At 63.6% G+C, this 16,160-nt stretch carries 14 protein-coding genes; 11 read left to right on the forward strand and 3 right to left on the reverse strand.

Going from position 1 to position 16,160, the window contains the following annotated elements; genetic code table 11:
• Positions 1 to 129 precede the first annotated feature (129 nt).
• From EP376_RS06820 to EP376_RS06855, 9 genes are all read left to right on the forward strand, one after another.
• Complete coding sequence (locus EP376_RS06820; RefSeq protein ID WP_127654825.1) at positions 130 to 1,143, forward strand: ABC transporter permease; 1,014 nt, start codon at positions 130 to 132, stop codon at positions 1,141 to 1,143.
• Positions 1,140 to 2,021 (forward strand): ABC transporter permease, encoded by an 882-nt coding sequence (locus EP376_RS06825; protein ID WP_127654826.1) that lies wholly within the window; start codon positions 1,140 to 1,142, stop codon positions 2,019 to 2,021. The genes EP376_RS06820 and EP376_RS06825 overlap by 4 nt, the downstream gene beginning before the upstream one ends.
• Positions 2,022 to 3,407: an ATP-binding cassette domain-containing protein gene (locus tag EP376_RS06830; RefSeq protein ID WP_206074787.1), complete on the forward strand. Its 1,386-nt coding sequence runs from the start codon at positions 2,022 to 2,024 to the stop codon at positions 3,405 to 3,407.
• Position 3,408: 1 nt separating this feature from the next.
• A complete protein-coding gene (locus EP376_RS23185) occupies positions 3,409 to 3,720 on the forward strand; it encodes an ABC transporter ATP-binding protein (RefSeq protein WP_206074789.1) in 312 nt (103 codons plus the stop codon).
• Between the two features lie 3 nt (positions 3,721 to 3,723).
• Entirely contained in the window at positions 3,724 to 5,262 is a 1,539-nt protein-coding gene (locus EP376_RS06835; protein ID WP_127654827.1) for a hydantoinase/oxoprolinase N-terminal domain-containing protein, read from the forward strand.
• Positions 5,255 to 6,349 carry a DUF917 domain-containing protein gene (locus EP376_RS06840; protein ID WP_164744881.1) on the forward strand — a complete coding sequence of 365 codons (1,095 nt, stop codon included), beginning with the start codon at positions 5,255 to 5,257 and terminating at the stop codon, positions 6,347 to 6,349. Before EP376_RS06835 ends, EP376_RS06840 begins: the two co-directional genes overlap by 8 nt.
• Before the next feature lie 3 nt (positions 6,350 to 6,352).
• Positions 6,353 to 7,441, forward strand: coding sequence for a DUF917 domain-containing protein (locus EP376_RS06845; RefSeq protein WP_127654829.1), 1,089 nt, complete (start codon positions 6,353 to 6,355; stop codon positions 7,439 to 7,441).
• 22 nt (positions 7,442 to 7,463) lie between these two features.
• A complete protein-coding gene (locus tag EP376_RS06850) occupies positions 7,464 to 9,041 on the forward strand; it encodes an ABC transporter substrate-binding protein (protein ID WP_127654830.1) in 1,578 nt (525 codons plus the stop codon).
• A 100-nt stretch (positions 9,042 to 9,141) separates the two neighbouring features.
• Complete coding sequence (locus tag EP376_RS06855; RefSeq protein ID WP_127654831.1) at positions 9,142 to 9,546, forward strand: carboxymuconolactone decarboxylase family protein; 405 nt, start codon at positions 9,142 to 9,144, stop codon at positions 9,544 to 9,546.
• Here EP376_RS06855 and EP376_RS06860 read toward each other — a convergent pair.
• The 3 genes from EP376_RS06860 to EP376_RS06870 all read right to left on the reverse strand — a co-directional run bounded on the left by EP376_RS06860 (position 9,536) and on the right by EP376_RS06870 (position 13,020).
• The gene (locus tag EP376_RS06860; RefSeq protein WP_127654832.1) at positions 9,536 to 10,393 is read right to left on the reverse strand and encodes a universal stress protein; all 858 of its coding nucleotides are present in this window, start codon (positions 10,391 to 10,393) and stop codon (positions 9,536 to 9,538) included. The two genes, EP376_RS06855 and EP376_RS06860, sit on opposite strands and share 11 nt — an antisense overlap.
• 14 nt (positions 10,394 to 10,407) lie before the next feature.
• Complete coding sequence (locus EP376_RS06865; RefSeq protein ID WP_127655876.1) at positions 10,408 to 11,895, reverse strand: SulP family inorganic anion transporter; 1,488 nt, start codon at positions 11,893 to 11,895, stop codon at positions 10,408 to 10,410.
• Between the two features lie 252 nt (positions 11,896 to 12,147).
• On the reverse strand, positions 12,148 to 13,020 hold the full coding sequence (locus EP376_RS06870; protein ID WP_240652441.1) for an alpha/beta fold hydrolase: 873 nt from the start codon (positions 13,018 to 13,020) through the stop codon (positions 12,148 to 12,150).
• 60 nt (positions 13,021 to 13,080) lie between these two features.
• Here EP376_RS06870 and EP376_RS06875 point away from each other — a divergent pair, with 60 nt between their 5' ends.
• On the forward strand, positions 13,081 to 14,394 hold the full coding sequence (locus EP376_RS06875) for an acetylornithine deacetylase/succinyl-diaminopimelate desuccinylase family protein (protein WP_127654834.1): 1,314 nt from the start codon (positions 13,081 to 13,083) through the stop codon (positions 14,392 to 14,394).
• An 18-nt stretch (positions 14,395 to 14,412) separates the two neighbouring features.
• Entirely contained in the window at positions 14,413 to 15,894 is a 1,482-nt protein-coding gene (locus tag EP376_RS06880) for an ABC transporter substrate-binding protein (RefSeq protein WP_127654835.1), read from the forward strand.
• Positions 15,895 to 16,160: the final 266 nt, after the last annotated feature.

Consider the following 16,160-nt stretch of genomic DNA (forward strand, 5'->3'; position numbering starts at 1 on the left):
GAAAAGTGGCGCTTTGCACGAAGATGGTGCAGATCATCGCAATTGATCGGATGATTTTTTAAGGGTGGCTAAAATTTCGCTGGATTTGCGGCGAAACCTTTGGTCAAGGTAGCAGTGGGGGTTGTCGCATTGCTGCATATTCTTCAACGGGCTGCATCACTTTTCCTGGTCTTCGTGGGCCTGGCCGTGCTGATCTTCGTGATCGCGCGGATCGTGCCGGGCGATCCGGCGCGGATCGCGCTCGGCCCGCTTGCCAGCGCCGACCAGGTGGCCGAGATGCGGCAGGAAATGGGGCTCGACGATCCGTTCTTCGTCCAGCTCTGGACCTATCTTAGCGGGCTGGCGCAGGGCGATCTGGGCAAGTCGCTTCTGTCGAGCCGACCCGTGATGGACGATATCATGGGCGCCCTGCCCGCGACGCTGGAACTGGTGCTCTTTACCATCGTGCTTCAGATCGTGATCTCGATCCCTCTGGGCGTTCTGGCGGCCGTCTATCGCGACAGCTGGATCGACAACATCACGCGGGTGATTTCCCTGATCGGGGTGGTGACTCCGGGCTTCGTGCTTGCGATCATCCTTCAGTTGCTGGCGAGCTATTATTTCACGTCCCTGCCCGTGACGGGCCGGCTTGATCCCGGTCTGGATTTCGTGCGCGGGCCGACGGGCATGCTGTTGATCGACAGCGCCTTGCAGGGCCGATGGGACGTCTTCGCGGATGCGCTGCGCCACCTGTTCCTGCCGTCGATCGCGCTGGCCGCGGCGGGGATCGGGCAGGTCATGCGGATCACACGGTCGTCGATGATCGAGATCTCGAGCCGTGATTTCATCGAAAGCGCGCGGGCCTATGGCATTCCCGAACGCGTGGTCACGCTGCGCTATATGCTGCGCATCGCCTCGACGGCGCCGCTGACGATCCTCGGGCTCGAATTCGCGTCGCTGATCGGCAATGCCTTCGTTGTCGAGTTCGTCTTCGGCTGGCCCGGCATCGCGAGCTACGGGGTCCGGACGATCCTGCAGAAGGATCTCAACGCGGTGATCGGGGTCGTCCTCGTCTCGGGCGTGTTCTTCGTCTTCGCGAACCTGATCATCGACATCCTTCTGGGCGTTCTCGACCCACGACAACGACTGAGGGCCAGACGATGAGCGCGCCGGACATGGAACTGAGCGCCGGTCGCGGCATGACCAGCCGCCAGATGGCCTGGTACAGGTTCAGCAAGAACCCGGCCGCGATGATCGGCGCCTTCATCGTGCTGAGCGTGGTCGTTGGCGCGATCTTCGCGCCATGGCTGGCGCCCAGCCCCGAAAGCGCGGGAAACCTCGTGAATTTCCGGGATCGTCATGGGGCCCCCACGTGGGAACACCTCATGGGCACCGACAACGTGGGCCGCGATATCTTCTCGCGGGTTCTGTATGGCTATCGCGTCTCTCTGGGGCTTGTGGTGGGCGTGCTTGGCATCGCGGTGCCCTTTGGCGTCGTCCTTGGCTTGACGGCGGGCTATTTCGGTGGCTGGACCGAGACGATCATCATGCGGTTCACCGATGTGATGCTGGCCATTCCGCCGCTGGCCATGGCGCTGGCGATCACGGCTGTCCTGTCGCCCAACCTGATCAACGCGATGATCGCGATCACCATGCTGTGGTGGACGTGGCACACGCGGCTGATCTACCGGATCGTGAAGGGCCAGATGAACGAGGATTACGTGGAGGCCGCGCGCGTGGCCGGGGCCTCCCATTTCCACATCATGTTCCGCGAATTGCTGCCCAATTGCATCTCGGCGATCTCGGTCAAGATCTCGCTCGATGCGGGCTTTGTCATTCTCTTCGGCGCGGCCTTGTCGTTCCTCGGTCTTGGTGTGCAGCCGCCGACGCCGGACCTTGGGACTATGGTGTCGACCGGGTCGGAATACCTGCCTGAATACTGGTGGGAGGCGCTGATGCCGGGCCTTGCGATCCTTTATGCGATCCTCGGCTTCAACCTGTTGGGCGACGGTCTGCGCGACATGATGGATGTGGAGACCTGAGTGGCCCCGATCCTCGACATATCGAAGCTCTCGATCAGCTTTTCCAATTACGGGCGCACGGTGCGTGTGCTTCATGACGTTGACCTGACGGTGAACGAGGGTGAACGGGTGGCCCTGATCGGGCAATCGGGCTCGGGCAAGACCGTGACGATGCGCGCGGTGATCGGCACTTTGCCGATGCCGCCCGCGCAGGTCGACGGCGGCACCATCACCTTTGAGGGACAGGAGCTTCTGGGCCTCGACCGGCGGGCGCGCAACATTATCAAGGGCACGGGCATATCGATCGTGCTTCAGGACCCGATGCTGTCGTTCAACCCGGTCCTCACGATCGGCCGGCAGATGGACGATATCCTGCGCTATGCCGATGTCCGACTTGGCCGGTCACGCAGCAAGGCGGAACGCCGGGACCACGCCATCGACACGCTGCGCAAGGTGCAATTGCCCGAGGGCGGGCGCATTCTCGGCAGCTATCCGATGCAGCTGTCGGGGGGCATGCGACAGCGCGTCCTGATCGGGATGGCGCTTCTGAACAACCCGCGCCTTCTGATCGCGGACGAACCCGGCACCGCGCTCGACGTGACGACACAGGCCGAGATCCTCAACCTTCTGAACCGGCTTGTCGCGGAAGAGGGGCTGTCGCTTTTGATGATCACCCACAACCTCGGCGTCGTGCGCGAGACCGCCGACCGGGTCTATGTCATGCAGAAGGGCCGCGTCGTGGAAACCGGACCGAGGCAGGCGATCTTCGAAGCGCCCCAGCACGAATATACCAAACGTCTGATGGAGGCCGTGCCGCCGCTCTATGGCGATCGCGTGATCGATGCCCAGAATGTCCGCGACCCCCGGGTCAGCGTCGATATCAAGGGCCTGACCAAGGACTTCACCGAACGCGGCGGCTTCTTCAACCTCAAGCGCGGAACCAACCGCGCAGTGAACGATGTCAGCCTCGAGATCCATCACGGCGATATCTTCGGCATCGCGGGCGAAAGCGGTTCGGGCAAGACGACACTGGCCAAGATGGTTCTGGGCCTGTTCGAAAAGAACGCGGGCCAGGTCACCATCGAGGGGCGGTCACTGGATGATTTCGCGGGCACGACGGAATTCCGCAAGACGGTGCAGATCGTCTACCAGAACCCCGGATCCTCGCTGAACCCAAAGCGCACGATCGAGGATCAGATCGCGGTGCCGCTGAAATTCACGGGCGCCGACCATTCCACCATCAAACGGCGCGTGGGCGAGCTTCTGACCATGGTAGATCTGCCGACGGATTACGCGTCGATGTATCCGCATGAATTGTCGGGCGGGCAGAAACAGCGCGTCGCCATCGCGCGCGCTCTCGGTCAACCCGAAGATCCTTGTTCTGGACGAACCGACAAGTGCGCTTGACGTGCTGATCCAGAACAACGTGATCGACCTGCTCAACCGTCTGCGTGACCAGTTCGACCTGACCTATCTCTTCATCAGCCACGACCTCAGCCTGATGCGGAATTTCTGCAATCGGGTCGCGATCATGTTCCGCGGCCAGATTTGCGAACAGGGGCGGACGGCCGATGTCTTCGGCAATCCGCAACACGCCTATACACGGGCTCTTCTGGCTTCGATCCCGGTCCTGACCGAGGAAGAGGCCGCCCAGAAACCAAAGGTCACGCGGGAGGAACGCGATGCCGTTCTGGCCACGTCGACCAGCATGAAGGAGTGATGCATGTACCGCATTGGTGTTGATGTCGGTGGAACGAATACCGACGCCGTCGTCATCGAGGGCAAGACGATCCTCGCCGCCGCCAAATCGCCCACGACCGAAGACGTCATGACGGGCGTGATCGACAGCCTCAAGAAGGTGATCGACGAGACCGGCCTCGACAAGTCGAAGGTTTCGGCGGTGATGATCGGCACGACCCATTTCACCAACGCCGTCGTCGAACGGCGCCACCTGTCCAAGACGGCCGCGGTGCGCCTGTGCCTTCCGGCCGCGCAATGCCTGCCGCCCATGGTCGACTGGCCCGAGGATATCCGCGACGAGGTCGGCAACATCTACTGGATGGCCAAGGGCGGCTATGAATTCGACGGCCGCGAGATCAGCGGCCTCGACGAGGACGAGCTGACCGGCATCGCCAGGGAAATCGGCGAAAAGGGCATCAAGTCCGTCGCGGTCTGTTCGGTCTTCAGCCCCGTCAATGACGACATGGAACGCAAGGCCATGGAGATCATGGCCAAGGTCCTGCCCGAGGCCGATTTCACCCTGTCGAGCGAAATCGGACGGCTGGGCATCCTCGAACGCGAAAACGCGGCGATCATGAACGCCTCGCTGCGCGAACTCAGCCACAAGACAGTGGGCGCCTTTGCCCGCGCGCTGGAATCGGTGGGCCTGACCTGCCCCTATTTCATCACACAGAACGACGGCACGCTGATGAGCACGGAATTCGTGCAATCCTATCCGGTGCTGACCTTCGCCTCCGGCCCCACCAATTCCATGCGCGGGGCGAGCTTCCTGTCGGGCGAGCAGAATGCCATCGTCGTCGACGTCGGCGGCACCTCGACCGATGTGGGCGCGCTGATCAAGGGCTTCCCCCGGCCGGCATCGACCACCGTCGACGTGGGCGGCGTGCGCACCAATTTCCGCATGCCCGACGTCTATTCCATCGCCCTTGGCGGTGGGACCAAGATCCAGACCGACCCTCTCAAGATCGGGCCGCAATCCGTGGGCTACCGCATCTTTGAAGAAGGTCTCCTGTTCGGGGGCAACCAGCTGACCACGACCGACGTTGCCGTGGGCCTCGGCCTTGCCGATATCGGTGATGCTGCGCCTGCCAAAGCGCTGGGAGAGGAGACGCTGACCGAGATCAAGGCCGAGATCGACCAGATGATCCTCAACGCCGTGGAACGGATGCGCGTCTCGCCCGATCCGATCCCGGTTCTGGCCGTGGGTGGCGGATCGATCCTGATCCCCGACATGGTGGGCGATCTGCCGGTCATCCGGCCCGAACATTTCGCCGTCGCCAATGCCGTGGGTGCGGCCATCGGCCAGATCTCGGGCGAGGTGGATCGCATCTTCTCGCTCGACGGGCTGACCCGCGAAGAGGCGCTGGCCGCCGCGCGCAAGGAAGCGACCGACAAGGCCATCGCCGCGGGCGCCAAGCCCGAAAGCATCGAGCTTCTGGATCAGGAAGACGTGCCGCTGGCCTATCTGCCCGGCAATGCGACGCGGATCCGTCTCAAGGTCGTGGGTGATCTTGATGGATAAGCTGCGCGAAGTTTTCGACGAGGATCTCGATGCGCTGGAAATCGGCGCGGCAATCCTAGGCACAGGCGGTGGCGGCAACCCCTATATCGGCAAGCTGCGCTGCCGGGAGGAACTGAAGAAGGGCCGGCGGATCGAGGTCATCCCGCTGGACGAACTGCCCGACGATGCGCTTGTCGTGTCGCTGGGCGGGATCGGGGCGCCCGTCGTGGGCGTCGAGAAGATCGAGGAAGGGCAGGAATGCCTTCGCGCCATGCGCGCGCTGGAACAGGAACTGAACGTCAAGATCGATGCGCTGATCTCGTCCGAGATCGGCGGCGCGAATTCGATGGAGCCGATGCTGACGGCCGCGCAGGCGGGCATCCCCGTCGTCGATGGCGACGGCATGGGCCGCGCGTTTCCCGAGATGCAGATGTGCACCTGGTCGATCTATGGCCACACCTCGACGCCCGCGGCGATGGCCGACGAAAAGGGCTCGATCATCGTGATCCGCAAGACGCGCGACGAGGTGGCGGTCGAGAAATTCGCCCGCGCCAATGTCGTGACGATGGGCGCCGCCGGCGCCATCGCGATGAACCCGATGAAGGGCGATTTCGTCCGCCGGGCGGCGATCCCCTACACGATCACGCAGGCGCTCGAACTTGGCCGCGCGGTCCAGAAGGCGCACCGCGAGCACCTCGATCCGATCCAGACGATCATGACGCAGGAAGGCGGGCGTCTTCTGATGACCGGCAAGATCACCGATCTGGAACGGCACCTGAAGGGCGGCTTTGCCGTGGGTCAGGTCACCGTCGAGGGCTTTGGCGACTATGACGGCCAGACCGGTCGGATCGACCTTCAGAACGAGTTTCTGATCTTCCGTCGCGATGGTGTGGTCGAGGTCTGCGTGCCCGATCTGATCGTTGTTCTGGACGCCGACACCGGTCTTCCGATCACGACCGAGGTTCTGCGCTGGGGCCAGAGGATCGCGATCCTCGCCCTGCCGAGCCACGATCTTCTGCGCAGCCCCGAGGCGCTCAAGGTGATCGGACCGGCGGCCTTCGGTTATCCGGAAATCAACTTCAACCCGATGCCTGCGAAAGGGAGCTGAGCCATGGATCCACTGCGCAAGATCGAACTCGAGGATATGGAAGCGATTTCGCTGGGCGGCGCGTTCCTGGGAACGGGCGGCGGGGGCGATCCCTATATCGGCAAGCTGATGGCCGAACAGGCAATCCGCGACAGCGGTCCCGTCGATGTGATCGACGTCGACACGCTCGATGATGACGCGCTTGTCGTGCCGGTGGCGATGATGGGCGCGCCCACGGTGATGCTCGAAAAGCTGCCCCGCGGAACCGAGGCCATCGCGGCACTCGAGGCGCTGCAACTGTCGCTGGGGCGCAAGGCCGACGCGATCTTCTGCATCGAGGCGGGGGGCCTGAATTCCACGATCCCCATCGCCGTCGCGGCCTCGGTCGGGCTGCCGATCGTGGATGGCGACGGCATGGGCCGAGCTTTCCCTGAATTGCAGATGGTCTCGATGACGATGCACGGCATCTCGGCCTGTCCGATGGTGATCTCGGATGAAAAGGGCAATGCGCTGGCATTGAACACCGTCGACAACCTGTCGACCGAGAAATTCGCCCGCGTCATCACGGTCGAGATGGGGGGTGCGGCACTGATCGCGCTTTACCCCATGACCGGGGCCGAGGCGAAACGCGCGATCCTGCGCGGATCGATGAGCCTGATCCACTCCATCGGGACGATCATCAACAGTGAACAGCGTGCCAACCGCAACCCGGCCATCGCGCTGGCCGACAAGCTGAACGGCGTGCGTCTGTTCGAGGGCCGCGTCAAGGACGTGCAGCGCGCGACCCAGGGCGGCTTTGCCCGTGGCACCTGTCAGATCGAAGGGCTCGGCCCCTTCGAGGGCGAAGACCTGACGCTGAGGTTTCAGAACGAATTCCTGCTGGCCGAGACGGACAGCGGGCCCCGGGCGATGACGCCTGACCTGATCTGCCTGCTCGATCTTGAAAACGGGCAGCCGATCACGACCGAGCAGATCCGATACGGCTTTCGGGTGATCGTCTTCGCCCTTCCGGCCGATCCGCAATGGCGCACCGAGGCCGGCATAGACCTCGTTGGGCCACGCTACTTCGGATACGATTTCGACTACCGCCCGTTAGAGGCGTTGAACCAATGAAACCTGCAACAGGAGAGTGAAAATGAAGACCATGAGAAAGTCGCTGATGTGCGGCGTCGCGGCGGTGGCCCTTGCCGGCATGGCAACGGCCGCTGCTGCGGAGAACGTGATCACCGTGAACACCGTTCAGATCTTCGGCACGGTCGACCCGGCCAAGATCAACGACTACACCGAATACATGGCCGGCGTGAACCTCTACGAGGCGCTGACCACCCTCGACGGCGACGGCGCGATCCAGCCGCTTCTGGCCGAAAGCTGGGAGGCCAGCGAAGACACGCTGACCTATACCTTCACCCTCAAGGAAGGCGCCACCTTCCAGGATGGATCGCCCGTCGAAGCCAAGGACGTGGTCTATTCCGTCCAGCGCCTGCTCGAGATCAATGAAGGCCCGGCCTACCTTTTCGAAGGGCTGCTCGAGCCCGAGAATGTCACGGCCGTCGATGACCGCACCGTGCAGTTTCAGCTCAACAAGGTCTATGCGCCGTTCCTGACGATCACGCCGATCCTGTTCGTCGTGAATTCCGATCTGGCGTCCGAGAATGCCAGCGAGGACGACCCCTGGGCCGAAGATTTCATCGCCAACAATTCCATCGGTGCAGGCGCCTATATGCTCGACAGCTGGGAACGCGGCGCGAGCATGGTGATCAAGGCCTACGAGGGCTACCACCTTGGCTGGGATCCCGAAACGGCGATCACCGAGGTGCGTTTCATCGTCACCAACGAAGAGGCGACGGTGAAGGCACTGGCCGCGTCGGGCCAGCTGTCCATGTCATCGGACGCGCAGGCCATCGAAACCTACGAGGCGATCGGCGCGCTCGACGATTACCGGATCGTCCAGTATCCGACGGCCACGAACTTCTATTTCAAGCTCAACCACCAGGTTGCGCCCACGGATGACGTCAACATCCGCCGCGCCGTCGCCTATGCCACGGATTACGACCTGATCCGCGAGGTTCTTCTGCCCGGTGAGCCGCTGGCAGGCCCGATGCCGCCGGTCTTTGCCGACGCGTTCCTCGACGAGCTGGAAATGCCGACCTACGACCTCGACATGGCGCGCCAGATGGTCGAAGCCTCGTCCTATGCGGGCAGCGAACCGATCGACATCGAGATCATGTATGTCGCAGGCCTCGCCTTCGAGGAAGAGATCGGGCTTCTGATGAAGGCCAATCTCGACCAGATCGGCTTCAACACGATCCTCAAGCCCGAACCCTGGAACCGGATGACGGAACTGGCCGCAACCGCGGAATCGACCCCGGCCGTCAACCAGGTGTTCTATGGCGCGACCTATCCGTCGCCCGACAGCTTCTTCTTCCCGCAATACCATTCGAGCGCCGCAGGCACCTGGGCCTCGATGGAGTGGGTCCTGTCGGATGAAGTCGACGCCCTGATCGACGCGGCCCGTGGCACCGCCGACATCGACGAGCAGAACCGCCTCTACAAGGAGCTGCAGGCGCTTCTCGCGGATCAGCAATCGGACGTCTATCTTCTGACGCAGACCAGCCAGCAGGCCTTCCACAATTGCCTGCAGGGCTTCACCTGGGTTCCGATGCAAAGCTTCGAGTTCAACTTCCACACCATGCGGTGGGAGTGCCCGTCCTGATCGGACAGACATCCACGCAAACCAGCGCCGTCCCTTCGGGGGCGGCGTTTTTCGTTGGCATGCCTTATGCTGTCCTGAGACAGGATTGGAGGAACGCCCCATGGCCACAATGACACTTCTCGACGATGCAGACCTTTCGCCCGCGGCGGCCGAGGTCTTTGCCGATATCCGCGCGACACGCGGCACGGATTACGTCAACAATTTCTGGCGCGCGCTGGCCAATGACCCGGCGCTGTTGCGCGCGACATGGGACAGGCTCAAGGATGTGATGGCCCCGGGCGCCCTCGATCCGCTGACCAAGGAAATGATCTATATCGCGGTCTCGGCCGCGAATGCCTGCACCTATTGCGCCCATTCGCACACTGCCTCGGCCCGCGCGCGCGGCATGACGGAGGCGCAATACGCGGAGCTTCTGTCGGTGATTGGGATGGCGATGCAGACCAACGGACTTGTCAGCGCGATGCAGGTACCCGTCGATCCGGCCTTCGACGCCTCTAGCGCATGATCAGGACGGGCACCTTGCAGGAGCGGATCATCTCGGTCGTGGTGGACCCGATGATGAGCCGCCGCACGCGGCTATGGCCGTAGGCGCCCATGACGAGCATCTCGTGCCCGGCCTCGGCCGTCACCTGACCCAGCACCTTCTCAGGCTCTCCGCTCTCGATGCGGGTTTCGGCCTCGAAGCCCCCGGCCTTGAGTGTCGCCACGGCGGCATCGAGCGCGCGCCGGATCTCGCCCGTTTCCTTGCCGGCGAAGACAAGCGTGACCTTCAGCCCGGCAAAAAGCGCAGAGCGCGAGATGTAATCCACGGCCTTGAGCGCCGAAGGACCGCCGTCAAAGGCCACCAGCGCGGTTTCGACCGGCGTGAAGGCGCGGTTTGCGATGAAAACTGGCTTGTGGCTGGACCGCACGATGCGTTCGAGGTTCGATCCCAGATGTTCCATCGCGTGGCTCGCGGCCTCGCCGCGTTTGCCCACGACGATCATGTCGCCGGTCTCTTCCTTGGCGGTGACGGTTTCGACCAGATCGCCCTGACGCAGCCGGGTTTCCACGGTGATCTCGCCGTCGCCTTCGATGATGGCCTTGGCATCCTCGAGGATCGCGCGCCCGTGTTCCTGCGCCAGCTTGGCCCGTTCGGCGTCAAGTTCCGACAATTGCGCCAGAAGGGCCGACCGAGCACCCAGCCGGATCGCGCCGCTCAGGTCGCGCTGGTCGGGCGCCTCGCGCCGGCCCATCACGTGATAGATCTTGACCTTCCAGCCATTGCGTCCGGCGATCCAGGCGGCGTGATGACACACGCTTTCGGAATAGGCGGAGCCATCCACGAGGGCGATAAGTGTGTTGGTCGTCATGGGTTCGTCTCCCCTCAATGGCCCAGCATTTCGTCCATCGCGCCGGGCTTGTCATGCACGGCCAGACGGTCGACGATGGTTTCCGACGCCTCGTTGAGGCCGATGATCTCGACCTCGGCACCTTCACGCCGGAACTTGAGCACGGCCATGTCGAGCGCCGCAACCGAGGAAATGTCCCAGATATGGGCGCGGCTCACATCGATCGTGACGCGGGCCGGCGCTTCCTTGAAGTCGAAGGCCTTCATGAAATCCTCGGATGAGGCAAAGAACAGCTGCCCCTCGACGATATAGGTCCGGTGATTGCCGTCGGGCGTGATCTCGGTCCGCACGCGGAACAGCTGTGCGATCTTCCATGCAAAGAAGATGCCCGACAGCAGAACGCCCACCAGAACGCCGATGGCAAGGTTGTGGGTGTAGACGACGAAGAACACCGTCGCCAGCATCACGATCGACGACGAGCGCGGATGATCGCGCAGGTTCTTGATCGACGACCATGAGAACGTGCCGATCGACACCATGATCATGATCGCGACAAGGGCTGCCATCGGGATCAGTGCCACGATGTCGCCCAGCGCGACACACAGGATCAGCAGGAATATCCCGGCGACAAAGGTCGACAGACGCCCCCGGCCGCCCGATTTCACGTTGATGATCGACTGCCCGATCATCGCGCATCCCGCCATGCCGCCGATAAAACCGGTCGCCGTGTTGGCAATCCCCTGTCCCACGCATTCCTGGTTCCGGTCCGAGCTGGTGTCGGTCAGGTCATCGACGATCTGCTGGGTCATCAGGCTTTCCAGCAGGCCCACGACGGCCACGGCCAAGGCATAGGGGAAGATGATCTGCAACGTCTCGAAATTCAGCGGGATGTCGGGCAGCAGGAAGATCGGCAGCGTATCGGGCAGATCGCCCATGTCACCTACGGTGCGCACGTCCCAGCCCATCAGGATGGTCAGGATCGTCAGCACGATGATCGTGACCAGCGGCGAGGGGATCGCGGTGGTGATCCGGGGGAAAAGGTAGATGATCGCAAGGCCCGCCGCGACCAGCGCATAGGTCAGCATCGGCACCTTCGAGGGGTCGAGTTCCGGCAATTGCGCCATGAAGATCAGGATCGCGAGCGCATTGACGAACCCCGTCATCACCGATCGCGACACGAACCGCATCACGTAACCCAGCCGCAAGAAACCCGCCGCGATCTGCAACAGCCCCGCCAGGATCGTCGTGGCCAGCAGGTATTGCAGGCCGTAATCCCTGACCAGCGTCACCATCAGAACCGCCGTCGCCGCCGTCGCCGCCGAGATCATGCCGGGCCGGCCGCCGGTGATCGCGGTGATCACCGCGATCGAGAACGACGCATAAAGCCCGACTTTGGGGTCGACGCCCGCGATGATCGAAAAGGCGATCGCCTCGGGGATCAGGGCCAGCGCAACCACGAGGCCCGACAGCAGGTCGCCCCGAATATTGTGGAACCATTCGTGGCGGTATCTGGAAAGGGAGATGGGGAACACTTGTCTATCCTCAGCCCGCACGCAGGTTGGCGCGGTCTTTGCGATTTGCGAAATGCGTGGAAGAACCGGCGGGCAGGCGCCGAGGGGGACAAACCCCGCTCCATGCGTGTCGGGGCCGCGTCTATCGCGGACGGCGCCGGATGCCAAGGTGTTATACCCGACGCGCGCCGCGGCCAGCCTGATGCAGGCGGGCCTGCCCGCGCTTTCCCCGCCCTGCCCGCCGAATGGTCGTTCGCGAAACGGTCAGGCGCCGAAGAAATCCACAAGTTCGGGCAAGAGCGCATGGGGATGCTGCTCGGCCAGGTAATGACCACCCGGAAGCGCGTGGCCCCGCACGTCGGCCGCGCGTTCGCGCCACAGGGCGAGACAGTCGAAGCATTCCGCGATGACACCATCGGCCCCCCAAAGCGCCAGAAGCGGCTGGGCCACCTTGCGCCCGCCGTCGGCATCGTCATGGGCGATGTCGGTGGTGGCGGCCGCGCGGTAATCTTCGCACATGGCATGAACGGTGGCCGGGTCCGCGATCGCGGCCTCGTATTCGGCCCAGGCCTCTGGCGCGAAGATATCGGCCCCGGCGCCCCATGATCCGCATCTCAGCCGCAGATGGTCGGAAGGATCGGCAAGGATCGACCGTTCGGGGAAAGGTTCGGGCAGGGTCAGCCAGAACCGGTGCCAGTATTTGAAGGCAAAGGTCTTGTCGGTGTCGCGATACATCTCGCGCGTGGGCGCGATATCCAGCACCGCCAGCCGCGTGACGCGGTCCTCATGATCGAGCGCCATGCGATGCGCGACCCGCCCGCCGCGATCATGGCCACAGACGGCGAACTGGTCAAAGCCCAGCGCCACCATGACCTCGACCATGTCCTGCGCCATCGCGCGCTTGGAATAGGCCGCGTGATCCGGCCCAGCCGGCGGCTTGGACGAAGCGCCATAGCCCCGCAGATCGGGGGCGATCACCGTGAAATGCCGCGCCAGGTCCGGGGCCACCTTGTGCCACATGGCCCGGGTCTGCGGATAGCCATGCAACAACAGAAGCGGCGGGCCACTCCCCCCGGTCACGCCTGCGATCCTCGCACCTGCGGTGTCGATCCCGAACGACGTGAAACCTTCGAACACTTCCGGCCCTCCTGCGATGCGGTGTTGATACCGTATCGGGATTGGTTCCATACTCAACCCATGGAAACTGCTGCCGCCCCTCCGCTCCGCGACGACGCGCTGGCCCGTGCCCTGGCCGACAGACACGACGACCTGATCGCGCTGACACAGGACCTGATCCGCATTCCGACGCGCAACCCTCCGGGCGAGAATTACCGCGAGATCTGCGACTACCTCGACCGGCGGCTTGGCCGCGCGGGGTTTTCGACGGAACTGGTGCGCGCCGAAGGAACGCCCGGCGACTGCACCGCCTATCCACGCTGGAACATCGTGGCCCGGCGCGAGGGCACGCGGCCCGGCGATTGCGTGCATTTCAACAGCCATATCGATGTGGTCGAGGCGGGCCACGGCTGGACGACCGATCCCTTCGGCGGTGCGTTGATCGACGGGCGCATCTACGGCCGCGGCGCCTGCGACATGAAGGGCGGTCTTGCCGCGTCGATCATCGCGGTCGAGGCCTTTCTAGAGGTCTTTCCCGATTTCGCGGGCGCCATCGAGATATCCGGCACCGCGGACGAGGAATCGGGTGGCTATGGCGGTGTGGCCTATCTCGCCGAGAAGGGCTTCTTCTCGCCGCAGCGGGTGCAGCATGTCATCATTCCCGAACCGCTGAACAAGGATCGCGTCTGCCTTGGCCACCGGGGCGGCTGGTGGGCCGAGATCGAGACATTCGGAGAGATCGCCCACGGCTCCATGCCGTTCCTCGGCGATTGTGCCGTGCGCCACATGGGGGCCGTTCTCGACCGGTTCGAGCGCGATCTTTTCCCTGCTATGGCGGCCCGCCGGACCGAGATGCCGGTCGTGCCCGAAGGCGCGCGCTCCTCCACGATGAACATCAACTCGATCCATGGCGGACAGGCCGAACGCCCGCTCGATTCCACGGCGCTGCCGTCGCATTGCGTCCCCGACAGCTGCCGCATCGTGATCGACCGCCGCTACCTGATCGAAGAAAGCCACGACAGCGTCAAAGGCGAGATCGAGGGTCTTCTGGAGGCGATCTCTGACGAACGACCCAAGTTTCGCTATGCCCTGCGCGAGCTGAACCATGTCATCCCCTCGATGACGGATCGCGATGCGCCGGTGGCACAGGCCGTGGCGCGCCAGATCGGGAACGTCATGGGCAAGGAGGCCGAATTCGTGGCCTCGCCCGGATCCTATGACCAGAAGCATATCGACCGGATCGGCAAGCTGAGGAACTGCGTGGCCTATGGCCCCGGCATCCTCGATCTTGCCCACAAGCCAGACGAATACGTCGGCGTCGACGACATGATGCAAAGCGCAGAGGTCATGGCCCGCAGCCTGATCGATCTTCTGCATGCCGAACAAGACCCATAACCCCGGAGGGAGATGACCATGACCGCCTTTACCCGCAAACTGATCGGCGCCAGCGCAATCGCGCTGCTGGCCGGTGCCGCGCATGCGCAGCAGACCGACATCACCGTCGGCATCCAGCTCGAGCCGCCGAACCTCGATCCCACGGGCGGGGCCGCGCAGGCCATCGACAGCGTGCTCTATTCCAACGTCTTCGAAGGGCTGACACGGTTCATGGCCGACGGGTCGGTCGTGCCGGGCCTCGCGGCAAGCTGGGACATCTCGGATGACGGGCTTGTCTATACCTTCACCCTGCGGGACGGCGTGACCTTCCATGACGGCACCACGATGGACGCAGAGGACGTGAAGTTCAGCCTCGACCGCGCGCGGGCGGAGGATTCGACGAACGCGCAGAAAGGCCTCTTTGCCGGGATCGCCGACGTGACGGTGATCGATCCGCTGACGGTGCAGGTGACGCTGGCGCAACCCGATGGATCGTTCCTGTTCAACATGGCATGGGGCGACGCGGTGATCGTGGCCCCCGAAAGCATCGAAACCATCGCCACCAACCCGATCGGCACCGGGGCGTTCAAGTTCGACGAATGGGTCGAGGGCGACCGGATCGAGCTGTCGGCCTACGAGGGCTACTGGGGCGACGCGCCGGCGCTGAGCGCGGCGACCTTCCGGTTCATCTCTGATCCGACGGCGGCCTTCGCGGCGATGATGGCCGAGGATATCGACGTCTTCGCCGGCTTCCCCGCGCCCGAGAACCTGCCACAATTCGAGGCGGATCCCCGGTTTCAGGTGCTGGTCGGCAATACCGAGGGCGAGACGATCCTGTCGACGAACAACATGGTGCCCCCGCTGGATGACGTGCGCGTGCGCAAGGCCATTGCCCACGCGATCGACCGGCAGGCGATCATCGACGGCGCGATGTTCGGTCTGGGCACGCCCATCGGCACCCATTTCGCGCCGCACAATCCCGATTATGTCGACCTGACCGGCAACAGCCAATACGACCCCGACCTGTCGCGCGCGCTTCTGGCAGAGGCAGGCTTTGCGGATGGCTTTACCACCACGCTGAAACTGCCGCCCCCCTCCTATGCCCGCCGCGGCGGCGAGATCATCGCGGCCCAGTTGCGCGAAGTCGGCATCGAGACGGAGATCAGCAACCTCGAATGGGCGCAATGGCTGGAAGAGGTGTTCTCGAACAAGGATTTCGGCCTGACGATCGTCAGCCATACCGAGCCGATGGATATCGGGATCTATGCCAATCCCGACTACTACTTCCAGTATGACAGCGCCGAATTCCAGGCCGTGATGGAAGAGCTGACGGCCACAACCGATCCCGCCGGCCGGTCCGAGCTTCTGGCCCGGGCGCAGACCATCATCTCCGAGGATTACGTCAACGGCTACCTCTTCGAACTGGCCTATCCCACCGTAGCGCGGGCCGGCATCGAGGGGCTTTGGCTCAACCAGCCCACGGCCGCGGTCGATCTGACGGGCGTCAGCTGGACGGAGTGACGGACAGGAGCCGGGCCGCCCTGCGCGGCCCGGCTCCCAGACGACACCCGATCAGGCTGACTTTCTGCAACGGCTGACGTTTCGAGCGGAACGCCGACGCCAACCGGATCTTGGGTGTCCTGATCCCTGTCGCGGCCCGCCAAGGCAACCTGCATCGGCGCTATCTGGTGGCCGAGGCAACCCGGGGACAGGCCCGCGCAAGTGAGCTTTCAAGGGTCTCGTCTGACCCGTCTGCCGGATGGAGCATCTCAAGCCTTGCAGTTGGG

Source organism: Alexandriicola marinus, from assembly GCF_004000435.1.
GTDB lineage: Bacteria > Pseudomonadota > Alphaproteobacteria > Rhodobacterales > Rhodobacteraceae > Alexandriicola > Alexandriicola marinus.

Coding starts and splice junctions, on each gene's coding strand:
- EP376_RS06875 (WP_127654834.1), top strand. CDS start 13,081: ATGGAAACTGCTGCCGCCCCTCCGCTCCGCGACGACGCGCTGGCCCGT.
- EP376_RS06860 (WP_127654832.1), bottom strand. CDS start 10,393: ATGACGACCAACACACTTATCGCCCTCGTGGATGGCTCCGCCTATTCC.
- EP376_RS06855 (WP_127654831.1), top strand. CDS start 9,142: ATGGCCACAATGACACTTCTCGACGATGCAGACCTTTCGCCCGCGGCG.
- EP376_RS06850 (WP_127654830.1), top strand. CDS start 7,464: ATGAAGACCATGAGAAAGTCGCTGATGTGCGGCGTCGCGGCGGTGGCC.
- EP376_RS06845 (WP_127654829.1), top strand. CDS start 6,353: ATGGATCCACTGCGCAAGATCGAACTCGAGGATATGGAAGCGATTTCG.
- EP376_RS06835 (WP_127654827.1), top strand. CDS start 3,724: ATGTACCGCATTGGTGTTGATGTCGGTGGAACGAATACCGACGCCGTC.
- EP376_RS06880 (WP_127654835.1), top strand. CDS start 14,413: ATGACCGCCTTTACCCGCAAACTGATCGGCGCCAGCGCAATCGCGCTG.
- EP376_RS06825 (WP_127654826.1), top strand. CDS start 1,140: ATGAGCGCGCCGGACATGGAACTGAGCGCCGGTCGCGGCATGACCAGC.
- EP376_RS06840 (WP_164744881.1), top strand. CDS start 5,255: ATGGATAAGCTGCGCGAAGTTTTCGACGAGGATCTCGATGCGCTGGAA.